Origin of the sequence: Ancylobacter dichloromethanicus (assembly GCF_018390645.1) — a bacterium.
Classification (GTDB): Bacteria; Pseudomonadota; Alphaproteobacteria; order Rhizobiales; family Xanthobacteraceae; genus Ancylobacter; species Ancylobacter dichloromethanicus.
The window spans coordinates 39,816-60,268 of record NZ_JAHBGC010000050.1 but is presented as its reverse complement, the minus strand read 5'-3'; the positions used below and the strand labels follow the sequence as shown (position 1 = coordinate 60,268).

The window sequence follows — 20,453 nt, the reverse complement described above, 5'->3', positions numbered from 1 at the left end:
TCGCGTCCGCAACCGTCCGATCGTCGGACGGTTCGTTCGATGAACGGACGAAACCTCAGTGTCCGGCGGACGGCTCGATGCGATATTCCGCCAGCTTCAGATAGAGCGTCGAGCGGGCGATGCCGAGGCGTCGAGCGGCTTCCGTCAGATTGCCGGTGCAGGCTTCGACTTGCGAGAGAATCGTCGTGCGTTCGGCTGCCCTGAGATCGGCTTTTGAAGCGAGCGGAGCGGGGGACAGCTTGGCCGCAGCCGCGAATATTTCCCTGGGCGCCGGCGCCTCGCTCAGCTCAGGAGGCAGATCCTCCCAGCCGAGCCGGTCGGATTCGGCCAGAGCGACCATGGCGTCGACGACATTGCGCAATTCCCGGACGTTGCCCGACCAGTGATGCGCCCGCAGCCGCTCGAGCATATCGGGTGCAAAATCCGGGACCGCCTTGCCCAGCCGGGCCGCTGCCGCCGTTGCGAAGCCCCAGGCCAGGGCGACAATGTCCTCGCCCCGCTCGCGCAGAGGCGGGATGCGCAGGCGCGTTGCAGCGATGCGATAATAGAGGTCCCGCCGGAAGCGGCCGGCCTCGACCTCCGCCATCAGATCGCGGTTGGTCATGGACAGGATACGGATGTCGACCCGGCGCCCCTCATGCTCGCCGATGCGATAGACGACGCCGTCCTCCAGCACGCGCAGCAGATAGGATTGCAGGTCGAGCGGCATCTCGCCGATCTCGTCGAGGCAGAGCACGCCGCCATCGGCCGCCTCGATCTTGCCGGGCCGGCCACGCTCGTCGGCGCCGGTGAAAGCCCCCTTGGCATAGCCGAACAACTCGCTGGCGATCAGGTCGCGCGGCATGCCGCCGCAATTCAGCGGCACGAACGGTCCGCTCGCCGCCGGCCCGGCCTGCTTGATCGCGCGCGCGAACAATTCCTTGCCGACCCCGGTTTCGCCCTCGATTAGCACCGGCAGCGCGTTCGCCGCCAGTTTGCGCGCCCGTTCTCGAGCCTCCCGCATGGGCGCGCATTCTCCCACGATCTGCTCGAAGGTGATCGTCGCTTCCCCATTCGACTTCGCGGTGATTGGCGCGGCCCGAGCGCGACGCGCCTGGTGCATCACGATGATGCAGCCGATCGCCTGCCCTTCATGCCGCACAACCTCCAGGCTGGCGTTCGGGAAGCGGGCGCGGCAATTCTGCTCCCAGCGCTCCGCCGGTGCGGCTGCGTCGATCATCCGCTTCATCTCACGGCTGAAATCGTCCGGGGTCGCGAAGTCGAGCCTGCGGCGAGCACTCTCGGCCGCGTGCACGACGAAGCCGCGCCGATCGACGACCAGCATCTCCTCGCTGAGCCAGATCGAGCGCTTAGAGACGAAACTGCGCAGCAGGGCCTCGTGCTCGATCTTGGCGGCTCGGCCGAGCGTGGTTTCGATCTCCTGGCCGATCGTCACGGCGAAGGCGAGGCTCTGCGAATTGAAGGCGGTGACAGGTCCGGAGATGTCGACGACACCCAGCAGGGCGCCGTCGAGCGGATGACGCACCGGGGTCGCGGCGCAGGTCCAGCGCTGGACATCCTCGCAGAAATGCTCCGCGCCGCGGATCTGCGTGGGACGCCCATCGGCGAGCGCCGTCCCGATCGCGTTGGTGCCGATGACGCCCTCATCCCAGCGCCCGCCGGTTTCGAGATGGTTGCGCCGCCCCTTGTCGACGACACGGGGATCGCCGGCCGTCTCGATGATGAAGCCGCTGGCATCGGCCAGGATCATCATGGACGAAGCCTCGGCCAGAAAGTGGCCCGCGCGTTCGAGCGCGGGCCGCGCCGCGACCAGGATGTCGGCATTCTGCGAGCGCTGCCGGAAGATTTCGGGCGTATCGGCGAGCGGGGCTTCCGTGACGCGCGCGCCCACGCCCAGGGCCTGTGAGCGTTTCCAGGATGCGAGGAGAGCGAGAGGAAGGTCCGGCGGCCTGCTGCCGCCGGTGACAAAAGCTTCCCAGGCCGTGCGGATCGCGTGCTGCTCCAACTCGCATCCCTTGCCTTAGGGAGACGATGCGTGCCTTGTCGGCTTCGCGCCTCCCGATGCCGCAGAGGCGGGGGATCGAGCCAAACTCCGAGCCGGCGTCCATGATGGAACGGATCGAGGCTTCGACTCTTCCGACCGTAAGGCCTCTGCTGGCGTTTCCTGCAACGGGGGCTTCTTTGGCCCCTCTAAGTTTGACGATAGGCACGCATGCCCGTCGCGTGCAAGTCACGATCCCGGTCGGTGGCTCGAGCGCAGTCCCAGACCCGGCGCGGATTGGAAGTGCGCGCGCCGCCCAGCGCTTCGTCCGGGGCTGGGGCTGGGTATCGAGGCTTCTGAATCATCGTGACAATGAAGGGGCGTCGGAAACTCGTCCAAAGAGCCCTCAAGGTGAGCCACCGCGAATGACCCTCCTGGCGACCGCGTAACCTTCCGCTTGATGCGCCTGAATGGACTTGTACGAAAAATCATAGTCGAGGGAAGCAGGCTCCCGGTCTCGTCCTTGCCGCACGAACCGCGTGATGGTCGTCGCAGCTCCGTCGCCCATGAGCTGAATATACGCTGGCAAGTGTTTGATCCTCGCGATCTCAGCCGGCGCGAGATGGGTGAGAAGGTGATCGATGAGCTTGCGGTATGCGCCGATCGTTTCGCGATGGCGCAGGTCGCTTCTGATCCGTTCGGAATAGACGATCTCGTCGCGCCGGAGCAGCACCTCCATCATGTTGGTTGGAAGCGGACTTGTGCCCGAGAACAGGTCGACGATGAAAACGCGCTTCCCGTCCGGACCGCAGCGATCGATGACAAGATCGATCGGCGAGTTGCTGACGATGCCGCCGTCCCAATAGGCCTTGCCGTCGACGACCGTCCAGGGGAACCCCGGCGGCAGGCTGCCGCTCGCCAGCACATGCTCGGGAGTGAGATCGTCGACATAGCTGTCAAAGACTTCAAGCTCCGCCGTGGTGACATTGACAGCGCTGAGAAGCAGTCGCACCGGGCTAGTCTTGAGAGCCGCGAAATCCACGTATCTCGCAAGAAGCTCCCTCACCGGCGCGGTGTCGTAATAGCTCGTCCAGTTTATCGGGAATTCGGTGAGTGAATGGAACGGCTGCATCCAGCGGGGTCGGAAAAAGCGCGGCACCCCGAATGTCAGGATCTGCAATGCCGCGGCCATTCCCTCACCGCAGGCGAACGGCAAGTCCGCGGTCGCGACGGCCAGTTCGGCCCAGAATGCTTCAAGCGCCGGCGCCGCGTGGCGAGGGTGGCTGGCGATGATCGCGCCGTTGAACGCACCGATCGAAACGCCGGCGACGACGTCCGGGAAAATCTGCTCCTCCTCGAGCGCCTTGACGACGCCGCACTCGAAGGCGCCGCGCGCACCCCCGCCCTGAAGAACCAGCGCCGTCTGCGCGGGAACTCGGTCGAGGGGAAAGGCGGGGTCATTCAGCCGGTCCTTGATCGCGCCCAGGTTCATCCGATAGCGGATCCAGCTTTCGGCGAGCCGGGTTTCGTCGACAGGCCTGTCTATCGAGAACAGCGCACGCGGCACGTCGCCCCTGAGATAGAACAGCGCGAAGGATCGGTCCTCGATCGCGCCGCGACCGATCCGTTCTTCCGCCTCCGCCGGCCAGCCGAGCATGTTGAAAGCAATCTCGCCGATCTGGCAGAAGAAATAGGAGACCTCGTCATAGGGCAGCCGGCGCCCCATCATGTTCCTGGCGGCGAGACGGCCCTGCTTCACCGCATTGTCCCAATGTTCGATGTGGCGGCGCCGCGCGAAGACGGGATCATAGAACGTGGTGACATCGCCGGCCGCGAAGACATCCGGCACGTTCGTCCTGAGCAGCGCGTCCACCACGACGCGTCCATCCTCGAGGGCGATGTTGCTGCCGCGCAGAAACTCCGTGGCCGGCACGACGCCGATGCTGACGATGGCGAGCTCGCAGGATATCCGATGCCCCGATGTCGTTTCGAGTTCCCGAAGATGGTCCTGGCCGCGGAACGCCGCTGCTGTGTCGTTCAGCAGCACCGAGACTCCACGACTTTCGACATAGCGTTGGAAGTGAGCGGAGAGGTCGGCGGATTCGAGATGGGGAAGAAGCCGTGCGCCGAATTCGATGATGGTGACGTCGAGGCCGCGCTCGACGAGCGACATGGCGATTTCCATCCCCAGAAAGCTGCCGCCGAGCACCACGGCACGCCTGGCCTGGACGGCCGCCCGACGAACCGTCTCGGCGTCGCCTTTCTGCCGCAGGGTATGGATTCCGGCGAGGTCCGCGCCGGGAACGGGAAGAGGCTTCGGTGTCGCGCCGGTGGCGATCAGGAGCCGACCATAGTGAATCCGTTCGCCCGTTGCGGTCGTTATCGTGTGGCTTTCCGGATCGACGGATGCCACCCGGACACTGAGTTCCAGATCGATCGCCTTCTGGCGATAGAAGCTTTCGGGGTGAACGAAGATCTGCCGCTCGCTGCCGGCATCGAGCAGCATCTGCTTGGACAGAGGCGGCCGGTGATAGGGCGGCAGATCTTCCTGCGACAGGATCAGAATCGAACCGGCCGCTCCTTCCGCTCGCAGCGTCTCGGCCGCGACGGCGCTGGCGACGCCGCCTCCGACCAGCAGGAAATCGATATGTCGCGGCGGGGAGTGCGCGTTGCTGCCGGACGGAGCCGCGTCCGTCGCCACCCCTTGGCCGGGCTCGAACCCGGGCATTATGACGTGGGTCCTGTACGCAATATAGGGCTGGGCCGCGCCTGAGCGAGATAAGCGCCGGGAGCGGCCCTCCCGGGCCGGAAGGCATATTTCTCCCCGGGCGGCGGGACCGGAATCCCGCGCAGGATACGTGCGGCCGAAGGGCTCAATTTCCATTCTCCCGAATGAAGCGGCTGATATGCGGAAGAACCTCCTGCCGCCAGCGGGAGCCGAAGAACAGCCCGACATGACCAGTGTGCGGGCAGAGCAAATGGCCACGCCGTTCGGCGGGTATCCCCTCACAGAGATCATGGGCTATCCGCGTTTGGCCTGGACCTGAAATATCGTCAGCCTCGCCTTCGATGGTCAGCAGCGCGGTCCCGGTGATGCGTTCAGGGGTGATTGTCGTGCCCTGCCACGCCAGGTGGCCTTCTGCCAAGGCAGACTGCTGGAACACCAGGGCGACCGTGTCGAGGAAGAATTCCGCCGGCACATCGTAGGTCTGGCAGAAAAGCCTGAGGAAAGGGTGGCCCACGGCATCGCTGCCGTCGTCCTGAAAGATCTTGGCGAGAAGTTCGCCACCGCTCGCGCAATGACGGAACAGATAGGTCGAAAGCATCATCAACTCGGTGCTACCCGGATAGACACGCCGGCCGTGCCCTCGCCGGGAGGCGGGAACGGTGGAGATGGCACAATTCTCGAACCACGCCGGAGGCAGGCTGCGTGTCAGGAGATCGACCCGGGTCGGGTTGATGCGCGTGTCGAGCTTGCCGCCCAGGAGCGTCAGCGTCGCGGGCCGCCCCAGATCCTCCGAGAGGATCGCCGCCGCCGCCAGCGCGGGCAAGGCGGACTGGCAAAGTCCGATCACATGGGTTCCAGCCCCGAGATACCGGATCGTCTCGACGACATAGGTGATGTTGTCTTCGAGGCGGAACGGACCGTCTCCGGCGGGAACGTCAGCGGCGTCTTTCCAGGCGAGACAATAGACGTCGTGCCAGGGCAGTAGTCCAAGGATCATGTCGTAGAGAATTTCTGCCCTCATGCCGGAGAGAGGCGCCACGAGGAGAATCGGGGGCCTTTGTCCGGTCAGATCGGCCTCGAAATGCAGAAGGCGGCCAAATGATTTTTCGACTACGCTTAGTTCTCGAACGCTCACCAACCTCCCGTCGATCACTATATGTTCGATACCAATCCTTGGACCGAGCGGTAAGTCGTTTTGTGTTGTGAGACCACTGATGTGCGCTCGAGGGCGACCCGAGCGTGGGGCTTGTTCCTCTTCCGCAGAGTGCTTTTTATGCGGCACTGGAAGCTGCCCCGTAAAGATCAATCTCACATCCTTTCACAGTTGCCTGAATACGTGATGCACCAGCTTCACGTCCCCCGAGGCTGCGGCGAACAAGTCGACGTCGTTGCGTGCGGCGATCAGCACCAGAGAGGCTGTGCCTCCGGGGCTGCAGCGCATTGAAGGCGTGATTGGTGAGGAAATCCCAGGTCATCACACCCTCATCGCTGCAAAACGTAGGTGCCCGGCGCGTCCTCGATCGGCGGATAGCCTTTGTCCGGAGCGCCCATGCCGGGGTGCGGTATGGGTTCCGATGAGGAACGGGCACCGAGCCACTGCGTCCACTCGATCCACCAGGAGCCGTCCTTCTGTTTCGCCGCGAGGAGCCATTCCTCCGGACCGAGATCGAGGTCGGCAACGTGCTTCGTGGCCACACGGAAGCGGCGCCGGGGATGGCCGGGCTCGCTGACGATGCCGGCATTGTGGCCGCCGCTCGTCAGGACGAAGGTGACGTCGGTGTCCGTGAGCTGGTGGACCTTGTAGACGGACCGCCACGGCGCGACATGGTCGCGCTCGGTACCGACGACGAACATGGGGACGCGAATATTCTGCGGCGCCACAGGGCGGCCGTCGACCATGAAGCGGCCGGCCGCCAGCTCGTTGTCGAGATAGAGGCGGCGCAGATATTCGGAGTGCATCCGGTAGGGCATGCGGGTGGAATCCGCGTTCCATGCCATGAGGTCGATCATGGGCGGGCGCTCGCCCATGAGATATTCGCGGACATGACGCGACCAGACGAGATCGTTGGTGCGAAGAAGCTGGAAGGCGCCGGCCATCTGGTCGGAGGAGAGATAGCCCCGGTTCCACATCACGCTATCGAGGAAATGCATCTCGCTGTGGTCGATGAAGAGGGCGAGTTCGCCGGGCTCGGTGAAATCGATCTGGGCGGCGAACAGGGTGACGGAAGCGAGCCGGTCGTCGCCGGCCCGTCCCATGGCCGCGGCGGCGATCGCCAGCAGCGTGCCGCCGAGGCAGTAACCGGTGGCGTGGATCTTCCGATCGGGAACGATCTCGCCGACTGCGTCGAGGGCGGCCATCACGCCCATGCGCCGGTAGTCGTCCATGGTGAGGTCGCGATCGGCGGCGTCCGGATTGCGCCAGGAGACGCAGAAGACCGTGTGTCCCTGCTCGACCAGATAGCGAACGAGCGAATTCTCCGGGGACAGATCGAGAATGTAGTACTTCATGATCCAGGCCGGGATGATCAGGACCGGCTCCGCCCGAGCCTTGTCGGTCGTCGGGGCGTATTGGATCAGCTCGATCAGGTGATTGCGGTAGACCACTTTGCCGGGCGTGACGGCAACATCCTTGCCGGGAATGAAGCCGTCGGTTCCGACCGGCGGCTGATTGGTGGCGGTACGCGTGGCATCCTCGACGAAGTTGCGCCAGCCCTGGATGAAGTTCGCACCGCCGGTCTCGACGGCCTTGGTTACGACCTCGGGATTGGTGAGCGGATTGTTCGAGGGTGAGAACATGTCGAGCAGCTGGCGGGCGAGGAAGGAGATGACGTGCTCGTGGTGCGGTGTGACGCCGGGCACCTCATGGGTCACGTTGTGCCACCATTGCTGATTGAGCAGGAACGCCTGGGCGAAGGCGGCGTAGGGCTGTTTCTTCCAGCCCTCCGCCGCAAACCGATAGTCCCCGGGCAGCGGCTCGATGCACGGCGGCGTATCGGAATGGGTGCTGGCCGCGGCGAGGTAGCCCAGAAGGCGGCTTGTCTTGCGCTCCGCCTTGTTGACGAGCTCAGCGCGCTTGCCCGGGGCCGCCGCCAGATGAATTGACCAGTCAAAAAAGGCGAGCGCGAGGGAGGCCGGGGAAAAGCCAGCCGTGGCCTGGGCGACGAACACGTCACTCATGCGGTCGATGGCACGAAACCCTTCGGTGCCGACGCTCTCTTCGCCTGCCGCGACAACCGCCGTCGAAGGCTTGGCGGCGGAGGCTGCTGCCGTCATCGGTCGTCTCCTTCAGCCGCGCGCGCGGCCACATCATAGGGACGGTCGCCGATCAGAACGTTGAGGAGTTGGACGGTGAGCTGCTGGACCTCTCCGTCCTCGGTATCAAGCAGCGGCTCGATCGTGAGGACCTCCCTGACGGCACCGATTCCCAGGAGCACGGCGGCGATCAACGCGGCGCGCCGCGCGGAGGACGGATAGGTCATCTTTGAAATCGGCTCGATGAAATCGGCCAGAGCGCTGTCGTGCAGGATCCTGGAGGCTTCACGGCTGCTCAGCGAGCGCATGACGATATCGAACGCCCCCACCTCGTCGTCGTCGCGTGGTGCCTTGTGCGAGAGGAGCTCGGTCGAGAGCGTGGCGGCAAGGAGGCCCGGCGAGATCCCAAGGAAACGTTCCGGGCGTGTCGTTGCCCGGATAGCCTCGGCGAAGAGCAGTTCCTTCGAGCCGAAGGACCTGTGCACGTGCGCGACGTCGACACCGACATCGGCGGCGATCGCCCTGAGCGATGTGTCCTCATAGGACTGCCGCGCGAACCGCAGGATCGCCGCCTCGAGGATTTGCTCGCGCTTGGCTGCTGCGGCGCGGGCGGTGGATCGGGCCATAGGGAACTCCAGATTTCGTTTGCGTTTATGAAATGCCTACCGGTATCATAATTTTGGTCAACGCGCGTTGCGCTAAATCAATGACGACCGGCGCCTTGATAATAGAATAATGGTGTCAACCACTTTTCTTGAAAGGATTACCTTGTCATGGCGACCGAAACGACAGTGCCGAAAAGCCAAACGGCCGCATCCAATCCCCTATTCGCGTCTCTGGGCAATACAGACTGGGCAAAACTCTGGAGCGACGCGCCAGCAAGGATTTACGCCGACGGATGGGGGAAGGTTCTGGGCCTTGCCGCAGACAGGCTGCAGGATCAGGCAACTTACCTGAGACAGGTCTCCCAGTGCACTGATCCCGCTGAAGCGTTGAAGCTGAATGCCGCGTTTGCGCAACAGTCGGTGTCGCATCTGCTGGAGGACGGAACGAAGATATTCGACGGCATCCGCACCAGCATCGCAGCGGGTGTGCCGGGCAAATAATATCTGAGCCGCCTCGTCCGCTGCCCTGGCGGCGGACGAACCCGATTTTCCAGTAAGACCTTCGTTGCGGATAGCTCTCGTGCGCGCGGCAACCCATGTGCGCGATGAATACTTGCGGGCTCAATCCGGGGAGAATTCGAGACATGAAGGAAAGCCGGAGGCGCTGGTTGGTCGTTCTTCTTGCTGTCGTCGTGCTGGGCGCCGGCTATTACGCTTGGAGGACCTTCGCCAATCCTAGCCTTCCGGCCGGCATCGCCAGCGGCAACGGCCGGATCGAGGCGACCGAGATCGATATCTCGGCCAAGACGGCCGGACGCATCAAGGAAATCCTCGCCAACGAAGGGGATTTCGTCACGGCCGGCCAGATCCTCGCCCGCATGGACACCGAGCAGCTGGAGGCGCAACGCCGTCAGGCGGAAGCGCAATTGCGCAGGGCGACCATCAGCATCGACACTGCCAGGAGCCTCGTCGTCCAGCGCGAAGCGGAAAAGGAGGCGGCTGTTGCAGTGATCGAGCAACGTGACGCGCAGCTCGACGCGGCCCAGCGGAAGTTCGCCCGCTCGGCGCAGCTCGTGAAGACCAATGCTGTCTCGCAGCAAACCTATGACGACGATTTCGCCAACGAAAAAGCGGCAACGGCGAACGTCAACGCGGCCCGCGCGCAGCGCGCCGCCGCCGAGGCGGCGATCAGCGCGGCGAAGGCCCAGGTGGTGGATGCGGAAGCGGCGGTTGATGCGGCGCATGCGGCCATCGAGAGCATCACCGCCGATATCAACGACAGCGTGCTGATCTCACCGCGTGATGGGCGGATCCAATATCGTGTGGCGCAGATCGGCGAGGTGCTGTCCGCCGGCGGCCGGGTTCTCAACCTCGTCGATCTCGGCGACGTCTACATGACGTTCTTCCTGCCGACCGCGCAAGCCGGGCGCGTGGCGATCGGTACGGATGTGCGCCTCGTACTCGACGCGGCCCCACAATATGTGATTCCCGCCAGGGTGACCTATGTCGCCGATGTCGCCCAGTTCACGCCCAAGACCGTCGAGACGGAAGAGGAGCGTCAGAAGCTAACGTTTCGCGTCAAGGCGCAGATCCCGCCCGAGCTCCTGCGCAAATACATTCAGCAGGTGAAAACCGGCCTGCCGGGCATGGCCTATGTACGGCTCGATCCTGAGACCGAATGGCCCGCGGACCTGAACAGGGCGCCGGTCGAATGAAGCCGGGGCCGGAGACCATCGCGGCGCCTGCCGTGTCAGGAAAGCCGGTCGTCCGGCTCGCGGCCGTCGGGCTGTCCTACGGCAAGACCCGTGCCCTCGACGCCGTCAGCCTCGACATGCCGTCGGGCTGCATGGTCGGGCTGATCGGCCCGGACGGGGTTGGAAAATCGAGCCTCCTGTCCCTGGTCGCCGGCGCTCGCGCGATCCAGGACGGCCGGATCGAGGTGCTTGAGGGCGACATGGCCGATCGCGTCCATCGCCGGCAGGTCTGCCCGCGCATCGCCTATATGCCGCAAGGGCTCGGCAAGAACCTCTACCCGACCCTTTCGGTGTTCGAGAATGTCGATTTCTTCGGCCGCCTGTTCGGACAGGACCGGGCCGAGCGGGAGCGCCGGATCGGCGCGTTGCTGGAGAGCACCGGCCTCGCCCCCTTCGCCGATCGCCCGGCGGGCAAGCTGTCGGGGGGCATGAAGCAGAAGCTCGGCCTGTGCTGCGCCCTGATCCATGATCCCGACCTGCTCATCCTCGACGAGCCGACCACCGGCGTCGATCCCCTGTCGCGCCGCCAGTTCTGGGAGCTGATCGAGTCCATCCGCGCCGGCCGGCCGGGCATGAGCGTCATCGTCGCCACCGCCTATATGGAGGAAGCCGCGCGTTTCGACTGGCTGATCGCCATGGATGCCGGCCGGGTACTCGCCACCGGGACGCCTGCGGATTTGCTCGCGAAGACCGGTGCTTCCAATCTCGATGCCGCCTTCATCGCTTTGCTGCCGGAAGAGGACCGCGCCGGGCACCGGGAGGTGGTCATCCCGCCCCGCGCTTCCGGGGCTGACGGGGAGATCGCGATCGAGGCCGAGCACCTTTCGATGCGGTTCGGCGATTTCACCGCCGTGGACGATGTGAGCTTCCGCATCGGGCGCGGCGAGATCTTCGGCTTCCTCGGTTCCAACGGCTGCGGCAAGACCACCACCATGAAGATGCTCACCGGGCTCCTCGCCGCGAGCGAGGGCACGGCGCGGCTGTTCGGGCAGGAGGTCGATCCCGACGACATGGAGGTGCGCCGCCGCGTCGGCTATATGAGCCAGGCCTTCTCGCTCTATACCGAGCTGACGGTGCGGCAGAACCTCGACCTGCATGCCCGCCTGTTCGCCATGCCGGCCGCGGCCATTCCGAGCCGGATCGAGGAGATGGCGCAACGCTTCGATCTCGCCGAGGTGATGGACGCGCTTCCCGACGCGCTGCCGCTCGGCATCCGCCAGCGCCTGTCGCTGGCCGTGGCGATGATCCACGCGCCGGATATGCTGATCCTCGACGAGCCGACCTCCGGCGTCGATCCGGTGGCGCGCGACGGCTTCTGGCAGATCCTCTCCGACCTGTCCCGCAAGGACCAGGTCACGATCTTCGTCTCCACCCATTTCATGAACGAGGCGGAGCTGTGCGACCGCATCTCGCTCATGCATGCCGGCAAGGTGCTCGTCAGCGACACCCCGGCCGCGATCATCGCCAAGCGCGCGGCGGCGACGCTCGAAGAGTCCTTCATCGGCTATCTCGAGGACGCCATCGGCGCGGGACGCGAGATGCCTGTGCCCACCCCGGTGCAGAGCATGGCGGTGGATGGGACGGCACCACCGCCCCCCGCTGTTCCATCCACCGATCGTTTCTTCAACCTGCGGCGCATGCTCGCCTACACACGGCGCGAGGCGCTCGAACTGCAGCGCGACCCAATCCGCGCCACGCTCGCGATTCTCGGCACGGTCATGCTGATGTTCGTCGTCGGCTACGGCATCAACATAGACATCGAAGACCTTTCCTTCGCTGTGCTCGATCGTGACGACACGGCAATCAGCCGCGACTACGCGCTGCAGATCGCCGGCTCGCGTTACTTCACCGAGAAGGCGCCGATCACGGATTATGCCGACCTGGACCGGCGTATGATCAACGGAGAGCTGAGTCTCGCCATCGAGATTCCCCCCGGCTTCGGCCGTGAGGTGGCGCGCGGCCGGAACGTGGAGATCGGCGCCTGGATCGATGGCGCCATGCCGACCCGCGCCGAAACCGTGCGCGGCTATGTGCAGGGCATGCACCAGAGCTGGCTAACGCAGAAGGCGCGGGAGCTGTACGGCGACGCGGCGACCGTCGGCGATTTCCAGCTCGCCATCCGCTACCGCTACAATCCCGGCGTCGAGAGCCTCGTGGCGATGGCGCCGGCGGTCATTCCGCTGCTGCTCCTGATGATCCCGGCGATGCTCGCCGTGCTCAGCGTCGTGCGCGAGAAGGAGCTCGGATCGATCATCAATTTCTACGTCACGCCTGTGACGCGCCTCGAATTCCTCATTGGCAAGCAGCTTCCCTACGTCGCGCTCGCCATGCTGAACTTCTTCATGCTGACGGCTGTCGCGGTCTTCATTTTCCGCGTGCCGTTCACCGGCAGCTTCCTCGCCTTCACCTGCGCGGCACTGCTCTACGTCATCGTCACGACGGGGATGGGCCTGTTCATCTCGACCTTCATGAACAGCCAGATCGCGGCCATATTCGGGACCGCGCTCATCACCCTCATTCCGGCCGTCCAATATTCCGGCATGATCGACCCGGTTTCGTCGCTGCAGGGCGTCGGTGCCCTGATCGGGCGGATTTATCCGACCACTTATTTCGTGACGATCTCGCGCGGCACCTTCTCCAAGGCACTTGACTTCAGCGATCTGTGGGGCTCGTTCGTGCCATTGCTCATCGCCGTTCCCGTGCTGCTCGGCCTCAGTGCCATTCTCCTCAAGAAGCAGGCGGGCTGAGCATGCACACTGCCAACATCCTGCAGCTCGGCATCAAGGAACTGCGCGGCCTCGCCCGCGATCCCATGCTGCTGGTGCTGATCGCCTATGCCTTCACCGTCTCGATCTATACCGCCTCGAAGGCGATGCCGGAGACGCTCAATCGGGCGGCGATCGCGATCGTCGACGAGGATCAGTCCCCCGCTTCGTCGCGCATCGTCACGGCGTTTTTTCCGCCCTATTTCTCGATCCCGAAACTCATCACCCAGTACGAAATGGACAGCCGGATGGATTCCGGCCTCGATACCTTCGCGCTCGACATTCCACCGAACTTCCAGCGCGACCTCCTCGCCGGTAAATCGCCGACTATCCAGCTCAATGTCGACGCCACAAGGATGTCGCAGGCGTTTAGCGGCGGCGGATACGTTCAATCGATCGTGTCCAGCGAGGTCAGCGAGTTCCTGAACCGCTACCGGAGCGTGGCAAGCGTGCCGGTCGACCTGACGCTGCGCGCCCGCTTCAATCAGGAACTGAACAAAGGCTGGTTCGGCGCCATTACCAATGTCATCTCGTCCATCACCATGTTGTCGATCGTCCTGACCGGTGCCGCGCTCATCCGCGAGCGCGAGCACGGCACCATCGAGCATCTGCTCGTCATGCCCGTCACGCCCACCGAGATCATGGTGAGCAAGATCTGGTCGATGGGGCTCGTGGTCCTTCTCGCTTCCGCCTTTTCGCTCGTCGTCGTCGTGCAGGGCTTGCTTGCCGTGCCCATCGAAGGCTCGCTCGCCCTCTTCCTGTTCGGCGCCGCCCTGCAACTCTTCGCCACCACCTGCATGGGCATCTTCCTCGCCACCATCGCCGGCACCATGCCGCAGTTCGGCCTGTTGCTGATGATGGTGCTCCTGCCGCTTCAGGTTCTCTCCGGCGGCGTGACCCCGCGCGAAAGCATGCCCGAGATCATCCAGATCATCATGCTGGCGGCGCCCAACACGCACTTCGTCATTCTGGCGCAGTCCATCTTGTTCCGCGGCGCCGGACTTGACGTCGTCTGGCCGCAGCTCGCCGCTCTGTTGGCGATCGGGGCGATTCTGTTCTTCTTTTCGCTGCGGCGGTTCAGACAATTCCTGAAGTAGAACGTGATCGAGGGATTCGCGCTCTTCCAGCAAGTCGGCTCCACAAGACCGGCGACGTCTGCGACCAGGTAATCACCGAGCCGCGCAGGCCGAATGTCCGCGCAGGCGGTTTCAAACCAAAGGAGTTCCTTGAATGAGTCGTATTGCTCTCATCACCGGAGGCGTCACAGGGATCGGGGCCGCCACTTGCCTCGCCCTCAAGGCGGCCGGCTACCAGGTCATCGCCAACTATTTCGGCAACGATGCCGAGGCGAAGGAATTCGCCAATGCGAGCGGCCTTCCCGTCTATGCCTGGGACGTGGCCGATCTCGATGCCTGCACCAAAGGAGTGGCAGACATCACCGCCCAACACGGGCCGATCGAAGTGCTGGTCAACAATGCCGGCATCACCAGCGACGCGATGCTCCACAAGATGACCGGCGAGCAATGGCGCTCGGTCATCGACATAGATCTCGGCGGCTGCTTCAACATGTGCCGCTCGGTGATCGAGGGCATGCGCGAACGCCGCTTCGGCCGCATCGTCAACATCTCCTCCGTGAACGGCCTGTCGGGTCAGGCGGGCCAGACCAATTACGCCGCCGCCAAGGCCGGCGTGATCGGTTTCACCAAAGCGCTGGCGCTCGAGGGCGCCTCGCGCGACATAACCGTGAACGCCATCGCCCCTGGCTACACACAGACCGCAATGGTGGCAGCGGTGCGACCCGACATTCTGGAGAAGATCGTCGAGGGGGTGCCGGTGAAGCGGCTCGCCACCCCGGAGGAGATCGCCCGCGGGGTCGTCTTCTTGGTCGCCGACGACGCCGGCTTCATCACCGGCCAGACGCTGTCGATCAATGGCGGCAAATACATGACCTGACGGTCGTCATCGAAGAGCATGGATAAGATGGGGCGGCCGGCCTACTGCTGGCGGACTAGGCCAGTTCCTTTTTCCCCCTGCGGCAGCTGCTTGGGTAGGTCGGCCGTGGCGCGCCGGCATGTCGCGGGACAGGTGGGGATCCGCCATGGGGCGGGGCCTGCGTCGCGCGCTTTCCCGATCGATCAGGCCGTCCGCGATCATGCCGATCGTTCGGAGACGCCAGCGGATATCGTGTCCCCGCCAATCCTTCGCGTCGCGATCTTGCTCAACTCGCGCAGCCACAGCACCGAACTCGACACCGCCGCGCAGAACAGCCAGTCTCCGGTGTTCAAGCTGACGGTCGAGAACGCGTCCTGCAGGAAAGGCGTGTAAACGACGCAAGCGTGCAGCAGCAGCGAGAGCACGACCGCACTCCAGAGCCAGCGGTTGGTGAAGAGGCCATGGAATACGCTGCGCTCGTCGGAGCGTGCATTGAAGACGTTGAAGAGCTGGAACATTACGAGCGTCGTAAAGGCCATCGTCTGGCCATAGGCGAGAGTGCCCGAGCCTTCGATCATTCCTCCAGGCAGCGCGGCGTCGAAGACGAATAGCGTGCCGACCGTCATGATCGCTCCCACGAAGAAGATCCCCACCCACATGCGCCCCGTGATCACGCCCTCACCCCGCGGACGGGGCGGCTGGCGCATCACGTCCTTGTCCGCCGGGTCGACGCCGAGCGCCAGCGCCGGCGCACCATCGGTGACGAGATTGATCCAGAGGATCTGCGTCGCCAGGAGCGGAAGCACGACGCCGCCGGTCGCCGCGCCGGTCAGTCCGATCACGTCGGCGAGGAGAATGCCGAAGAACATCGTCATGACCTCCCCGATATTCGACGACAGCAGGTAGCGCAGAAACTTCCTGATGTTGGAGAAGATCGCCCGCCCCTCCGCGACGGCGGCGACGATGGTGGCGAAATTGTCGTCCGCCAACACCATGTCGGCTGCTTCCTTGGAAACGTCGGTGCCGGTGATCCCCATGGCGACGCCGATATCGGCGGCCTTCAGCGCGGGGGCATCGTTGACGCCGTCGCCCGTCATGGCCACCGTCTCCCCCGCGCGCTGCAGCGCTTTGACGATCCGCAGCTTGTGCTCGGGATTGACGCGCGCATAAACGCAGACCTCCTGAACGGCTCGGTCCAGCTCCGCCTCGGTCATGGCCGCGAGCTCCACGCCGGTGATGGCGCGCCCTCCCGAGGTGATGCCAAGCTCGGCGGCGATGATCGCCGCGGTCACTGGATGATCGCCGGTGATCATGATGGAGCGGATGCCCGCGGCCTGCGCCCGCGCCACCGCCGCGCGCGCTTCCTGGCGCGGCGGATCGATCATGCCGATCAGGCCGAGGAAGACGAGATCGTGCTCCACATCCTCCTCGAAAGCGTCATGGTCCGGACGATCGGTCGGCAGCGAGCGGAAGGCGACGCCAAGCGTCCTCAGCGCCTCCTGCGCGAGTGCATCGTTGCTCGCCATGATCTCGGCCCTGCGCGCCTCGGTGAGCGCGACGGCGTCCCGACCGACAAGCTCATGGGTGCAGCGCGCGAGCAGAATATCAGGCGCCCCCTTGGTCACCGCGACCAGACGCTCGGGCTGCTCCGCGTCGGTATGGACCGTGCTCATCAGCTTGCGTTCGGAAGAAAACGGCACCTCGCCGACCCTCGCGAAGCGCGCATCGAGGACTTCCGGAAGCAGGCCTGCCTTGCGCGCCGCAACGATCAAGGCGCCCTCCGTCGGGTCCCCTTGGACGGACCAATTGCCGTCGCGCTCCTGCAGCACCGCGTTATTGGCCCGCTCGGCGGCCGTCAGCGCGCGCGTAAGCTCGAACTGCAACGGCTCGCCGCGCGATTGCGGTCCGACGAGCTGTATGTCGCCGTGCAGCGCATATCCGGTCCCCGACAGATTCGCTCCGCCGCTCGCCGTTATGAGCCGGCGCACCGTCATCTCGTTCCTGGTCAGCGTGCCGGTCTTGTCGGAGGCGATGACGGTCGCCGAGCCAAGCGTCTCCACGGCGGCGAGGCGGCGAATGATCGCCTTGTTCTTCGCCATGCGCTGCATGCCGAGCGACAGCACGGCGGTCACCACCGCCGGCAGTCCTTCCGGCACCGCGGCGACGGCGAGCGCGACGCCGAGAATCAGCACGTCGAATATCTCGGAGAAGCCGCTGATATCGCTGACAAGGAAGATGGTGCCGATCATCACGAGTGCGATAACGACAACGGTGACCGCCAGTGCCTTGCCGACGCGGTCGAGCTCTCGCTGCAGCGGCGTGATCTCGTCCGGGGCCTTTTCCAGCATGCCGGCGATGCGCCCCATGGCGGTCCGCATTCTGGTCGCGGTAACGACCGCGCTGCCATGTCCATAGACCGCCGTGGTCCCACTGAAGACCATATTGTGCTGGTCGCCGAGCTCCGGCGTGCCGGTGATGGGCGCGACGTGCTTCGAAACCGGCAGGCTCTCGCCGGTGAGCGCGGCCTCCACCGTCTGCAGGGAGGTGGATTCGATCAGCCGCGCATCGGCGGGAATGGTGTCGCCTTCCGCAATGAAAACGATGTCTCCGGGCACGAGTTCCGCCGCCGGAATGCTCCGCCTGTCGCCGTCGCGGATGACGCTCGAATGGGTGGCGGACATCTGCCGCAGGGCCGCAGCGGCCCGCTCCGCCCGGGCTTCCTGGATATAGCCCATCAGAGCGTTGAGAATCACGATGGCGAAGATCGCCAGCGCTTCGTAGGGCAGCGTCGTGTCGCGCTCCTGCAGCCAGATCACGGCGGAGATCATCGCCGCGGCGAGCAGCAGAAGCACCAGCACGTCGGTGAACTGGTCGAGGAACTTCAGCCACTGCGGACGCGGAGGCACCGCGTCCAGCTCGTTGCGGCCATAGTGCTCCAGGCGCCGCGCCGCCTCTGTCAAGCTGAGGCCGGACTGCGGCTGCGTCTTCAAGGCGGCGACGACCTCTTCGGCAGTCTGCCGGTACGGCTCATCGATGATCGGGTCGGCGGATGTGACGGGCATGCCGCAACGATACGCATCCGCGATGGATTGCAATACGGGACTTCTCTTGGCGCCGCGATCTATGCCAAGCCGGCCATACCGCTTCAATCACGAAGGTGCTCTTCGACGAGATGGACAAAGCCGGCTACAGTCGCGACGGGGACGAAGAACGCGAGGCCGTTGCCGGGCGTGGCCAGTTCCGTGGCAATTTCCAGAAGGATTGCATCCTTCATATCCATTGGCACGTCGGATTCAGGAATGCAGCTGCTCCTCGGTGAACAGCGACCAGACGGCAACAAACAACGCCGCGATCAGGGGACCGATGACGAAGCCATTCATGCCGATCAACGAGAGGCCGCCAACCGTCGATATGAGGACGACGTAGTCTGGCAAACGCGTTCCTCTTCCGACCAGGGCCGGCCGTAGGATATTGTCGATCGTGCTGATAACCAGCACACCGACCGCCAACAGGATCGCGCCTTTCAAATAGTTGGCCGTAACCAGATAATATATGCCTGCGGGGGCCCACACGAGCGCGGCGCCGATTGCAGGAAGCAGCGACAGGAACGCCATAAGCACTCCCCACAGGAGCGCCGCCTCGATGCCAAGCATCCAGAATGCAATCCCGCCAATCCCGCCCTGAATCGCCGCTATGATGACGTTGCCTTTGACCGTCGCTGTAACGACGGACGTGAATTTTCCGAAAATATAATCCGTGTAGCGGCCGCTGAGCGGGCTCGCGTTCCGCATCATGCCCGCCAATTGCCTCCCGTCGCGAAACAGGAAGAAGAGCAGGTACAGCATCACGCCGAGGCTGACGAAAAACTGTGCCGTGTTCTGCCCGATGCTGAATGCTCGTGTGGCGACCTCCTGGCTCAGCTGCATAAGAAAGGAAGTCAGCCTCGTCCGAATTTCTACGAAATCGCCTAAGTTTAATGTGGAGAGCGCTCTCTCGATAAGGGGCGGAAGCGCGCTTTGGATTTGCCCGAATAACGTCGCGAGATCGAACTCACGTGTGCTGATTCTATTGTAGAGGCTGGCCGCCTCCTGGGCCAGAGAGGCCAATATCGCTGCACCGGGAATGACGACGATGCAGATGCAGGCCAGGACGCTGACCGCCGCCGCAAGATTTCGGTGCCCGCCCAGCCAAGTCTCAAGTCTCCTGTGCAGCGGATTGAACAGGATCGCCAGGATGACAGCCCAGAGGATGGCGCCATAATAGGGAAGCAGAAGCCAGACGAAGGCCGCCGTCACCGCAGTGACGACTGCGAGAAAGCTGAGCCCCTGGATCGTCGCCTTGGGCACTAGGCAGTGCTCCCGTCTGCGGTTTCAGGCGCTCCGATTCAGAGCGCTATAACGTAGATATAGCGCTCATCACCGTCGGTTGTGTTGTGGCCCATCGCAGGTGGGCGGGCTTGCGCGGCACCGGTGGCGTCGTTCCGGCCGGGTGGCCTATGATGATTGGCGCGACCGGCACGAACCCCTCGGGCACGTCGATGGCGCGTCGGCCCTCGGTGGTCTCCAGCCAGCGCTGAGCGAAGCCGATCCAGCATGAGCCGAGGCCTTCAGCATAAGCCGCCAGCATCAGGTTCTCTGCGGCCAGAGCCGCATGCTCCGCAGCCCAGCCTCCGGCACTCACGGAAATGACGATCAGCGCCGGCGCGTGATAAAAGATGTGAAAGTCAGGATTTTCCATGCTTTCACGAAGCCAATGCGGATAGGTGCCGCTGTCCATGGCTTCGAGCATATGCGCCTTGGCCGCGACCGAGATGCGGTCGAGCAGAAGCGCGTTCTGAATGACGACAAAGTCCCAAGGCTGTTCATTGACTGCACTGGGTGCCTGAATTGCCGCGTCGACCAGGCGCTCCAGCACCGGCCTCGTCACGGTTTCACCCGTAAAGGCCCGGGTGGCGCGACGCCCATAGATCGCCTCTGTCAGTTCCATCGCGATTATCCTTGCTGTGTCGCCTACGGATCGCAAGCCGTGCGCGCGACGTGATGCGAATGACTGCCTGCCGCACGCCCGGATCGCTGGGGGAGCCGCCACCTTGATCCGAACGGCGATGGCGAGAGGTCCGTCCGCTTTTCTGTCGATCGCTACGAAGATCGCCGTCGCACCCTGCACCCGTAGCCGCTCGACTTCGACGGCCAAGGCCGACAGCTCGACTTCCGCTTCCGCCATGATGCGATGACTGCCAGTGGCGAGCTTCCTGCCTTCGACCGACCCGCCGACGCCCTTGCCGACCGAACTGCCGAAATCCCGCGCTTCGCCGAACCGGTTGCCGCGTTCCTTTGGCGCATCCACGATCGCGGAGGCAAGTGGATGGTTTGTCGCCGAGGTCGGTTGTTCTCGGATACCCGTCGTGGAGGGCAGATGATTGGCATGTTGCTGCAT

The 20,453-nt window shown here is 64.3% G+C and carries 14 protein-coding genes; 5 read left to right on the top strand and 9 right to left on the bottom strand.

Annotation, left to right across the window (positions count from 1 at the left end):
• Window positions 1-55 precede the first annotated feature (55 nt).
• The 5 genes from KHC23_RS21015 to KHC23_RS20995 form a co-directional block, all read right to left on the bottom strand.
• Complete coding sequence (locus tag KHC23_RS21015) at window positions 56-1,891, bottom strand: sigma-54-dependent Fis family transcriptional regulator (protein ID WP_271188699.1); 1,836 nt, start codon at window positions 1,889-1,891, stop codon at window positions 56-58.
• Window positions 1,892-2,387: 496 nt separating this feature from the next.
• A complete protein-coding gene (locus KHC23_RS21010; RefSeq protein ID WP_213375438.1) occupies window positions 2,388-4,709 on the bottom strand; it encodes an FAD-dependent oxidoreductase in 2,322 nt (773 codons plus the stop codon).
• Between the two features lie 145 nt (window positions 4,710-4,854).
• Window positions 4,855-5,991 (bottom strand): polyhydroxyalkanoate depolymerase, encoded by a 1,137-nt coding sequence (gene phaZ / locus KHC23_RS21005; protein WP_271188701.1) that lies wholly within the window; start codon window positions 5,989-5,991, stop codon window positions 4,855-4,857.
• Between the two features lie 200 nt (window positions 5,992-6,191).
• Window positions 6,192-7,982, bottom strand: coding sequence for a PHA/PHB synthase family protein (locus KHC23_RS21000; RefSeq protein WP_213375436.1), 1,791 nt, complete (start codon window positions 7,980-7,982; stop codon window positions 6,192-6,194).
• Window positions 7,979-8,587: a TetR/AcrR family transcriptional regulator gene (locus tag KHC23_RS20995; RefSeq protein WP_213375435.1), complete on the bottom strand. Its 609-nt coding sequence runs from the start codon at window positions 8,585-8,587 to the stop codon at window positions 7,979-7,981. The genes KHC23_RS21000 and KHC23_RS20995 overlap by 4 nt, the downstream gene beginning before the upstream one ends.
• 147 nt (window positions 8,588-8,734) lie before the next feature.
• Here KHC23_RS20995 and KHC23_RS20990 point away from each other — a divergent pair, with 147 nt between their 5' ends.
• From KHC23_RS20990 to phbB, 5 genes are all read left to right on the top strand, one after another.
• Window positions 8,735-9,067, top strand: coding sequence for a phasin family protein (locus tag KHC23_RS20990; protein WP_213375434.1), 333 nt, complete (start codon window positions 8,735-8,737; stop codon window positions 9,065-9,067).
• 143 nt (window positions 9,068-9,210) lie between these two features.
• Window positions 9,211-10,281: an HlyD family secretion protein gene (locus KHC23_RS20985; protein WP_213375433.1), complete on the top strand. Its 1,071-nt coding sequence runs from the start codon at window positions 9,211-9,213 to the stop codon at window positions 10,279-10,281.
• On the top strand, window positions 10,278-13,067 hold the full coding sequence (rbbA, locus tag KHC23_RS20980; RefSeq protein WP_213375477.1) for a ribosome-associated ATPase/putative transporter RbbA: 2,790 nt from the start codon (window positions 10,278-10,280) through the stop codon (window positions 13,065-13,067). The genes KHC23_RS20985 and rbbA overlap by 4 nt, the downstream gene beginning before the upstream one ends.
• Window positions 13,068-13,069: 2 nt before the next feature.
• Window positions 13,070-14,182: an ABC transporter permease gene (locus KHC23_RS20975; protein ID WP_213375432.1), complete on the top strand. Its 1,113-nt coding sequence runs from the start codon at window positions 13,070-13,072 to the stop codon at window positions 14,180-14,182.
• Between the two features lie 133 nt (window positions 14,183-14,315).
• On the top strand, window positions 14,316-15,038 hold the full coding sequence (gene phbB, locus KHC23_RS20970; protein ID WP_213375431.1) for an acetoacetyl-CoA reductase: 723 nt from the start codon (window positions 14,316-14,318) through the stop codon (window positions 15,036-15,038).
• A gap of 197 nt (window positions 15,039-15,235) precedes the next feature.
• Here the strand turns inward: phbB and KHC23_RS20965 are convergent, their stop codons facing one another.
• The 4 genes from KHC23_RS20965 to KHC23_RS24575 all read right to left on the bottom strand — a co-directional run bounded on the left by KHC23_RS20965 (window position 15,236) and on the right by KHC23_RS24575 (window position 20,453).
• A complete protein-coding gene (locus KHC23_RS20965) occupies window positions 15,236-18,079 on the bottom strand; it encodes a cation-translocating P-type ATPase (protein ID WP_213375475.1) in 2,844 nt (947 codons plus the stop codon).
• An 83-nt stretch (window positions 18,080-18,162) separates the two neighbouring features.
• Window positions 18,163-18,297 (bottom strand): hypothetical protein, encoded by a 135-nt coding sequence (locus KHC23_RS24710; RefSeq protein WP_271188698.1) that lies wholly within the window; start codon window positions 18,295-18,297, stop codon window positions 18,163-18,165.
• Window positions 18,298-18,310: 13 nt separating this feature from the next.
• Window positions 18,311-19,363: an AI-2E family transporter gene (locus KHC23_RS20960; RefSeq protein WP_213375430.1), complete on the bottom strand. Its 1,053-nt coding sequence runs from the start codon at window positions 19,361-19,363 to the stop codon at window positions 18,311-18,313.
• A 46-nt stretch (window positions 19,364-19,409) separates the two neighbouring features.
• Window positions 19,410-20,453, bottom strand: coding sequence for a nitroreductase family protein (locus tag KHC23_RS24575; RefSeq protein ID WP_246544836.1), 1,044 nt, complete (start codon window positions 20,451-20,453; stop codon window positions 19,410-19,412).

Coding starts and splice junctions, on each gene's coding strand:
- KHC23_RS21010 (WP_213375438.1), bottom strand. CDS start 4,709: ATGCCCGGGTTCGAGCCCGGCCAAGGGGTGGCGACGGACGCGGCTCCG.
- KHC23_RS21000 (WP_213375436.1), bottom strand. CDS start 7,982: ATGACGGCAGCAGCCTCCGCCGCCAAGCCTTCGACGGCGGTTGTCGCG.
- KHC23_RS20995 (WP_213375435.1), bottom strand. CDS start 8,587: ATGGCCCGATCCACCGCCCGCGCCGCAGCAGCCAAGCGCGAGCAAATC.
- KHC23_RS20990 (WP_213375434.1), top strand. CDS start 8,735: ATGGCGACCGAAACGACAGTGCCGAAAAGCCAAACGGCCGCATCCAAT.
- KHC23_RS20985 (WP_213375433.1), top strand. CDS start 9,211: ATGAAGGAAAGCCGGAGGCGCTGGTTGGTCGTTCTTCTTGCTGTCGTC.
- rbbA (WP_213375477.1), top strand. CDS start 10,278: ATGAAGCCGGGGCCGGAGACCATCGCGGCGCCTGCCGTGTCAGGAAAG.
- KHC23_RS20975 (WP_213375432.1), top strand. CDS start 13,070: ATGCACACTGCCAACATCCTGCAGCTCGGCATCAAGGAACTGCGCGGC.
- phbB (WP_213375431.1), top strand. CDS start 14,316: ATGAGTCGTATTGCTCTCATCACCGGAGGCGTCACAGGGATCGGGGCC.
- KHC23_RS20965 (WP_213375475.1), bottom strand. CDS start 18,079: ATGCCCGTCACATCCGCCGACCCGATCATCGATGAGCCGTACCGGCAG.
- KHC23_RS24710 (WP_271188698.1), bottom strand. CDS start 18,297: ATGGATATGAAGGATGCAATCCTTCTGGAAATTGCCACGGAACTGGCC.
- KHC23_RS24575 (WP_246544836.1), bottom strand. CDS start 20,453: ATGCAGCAACATGCCAATCATCTGCCCTCCACGACGGGTATCCGAGAA.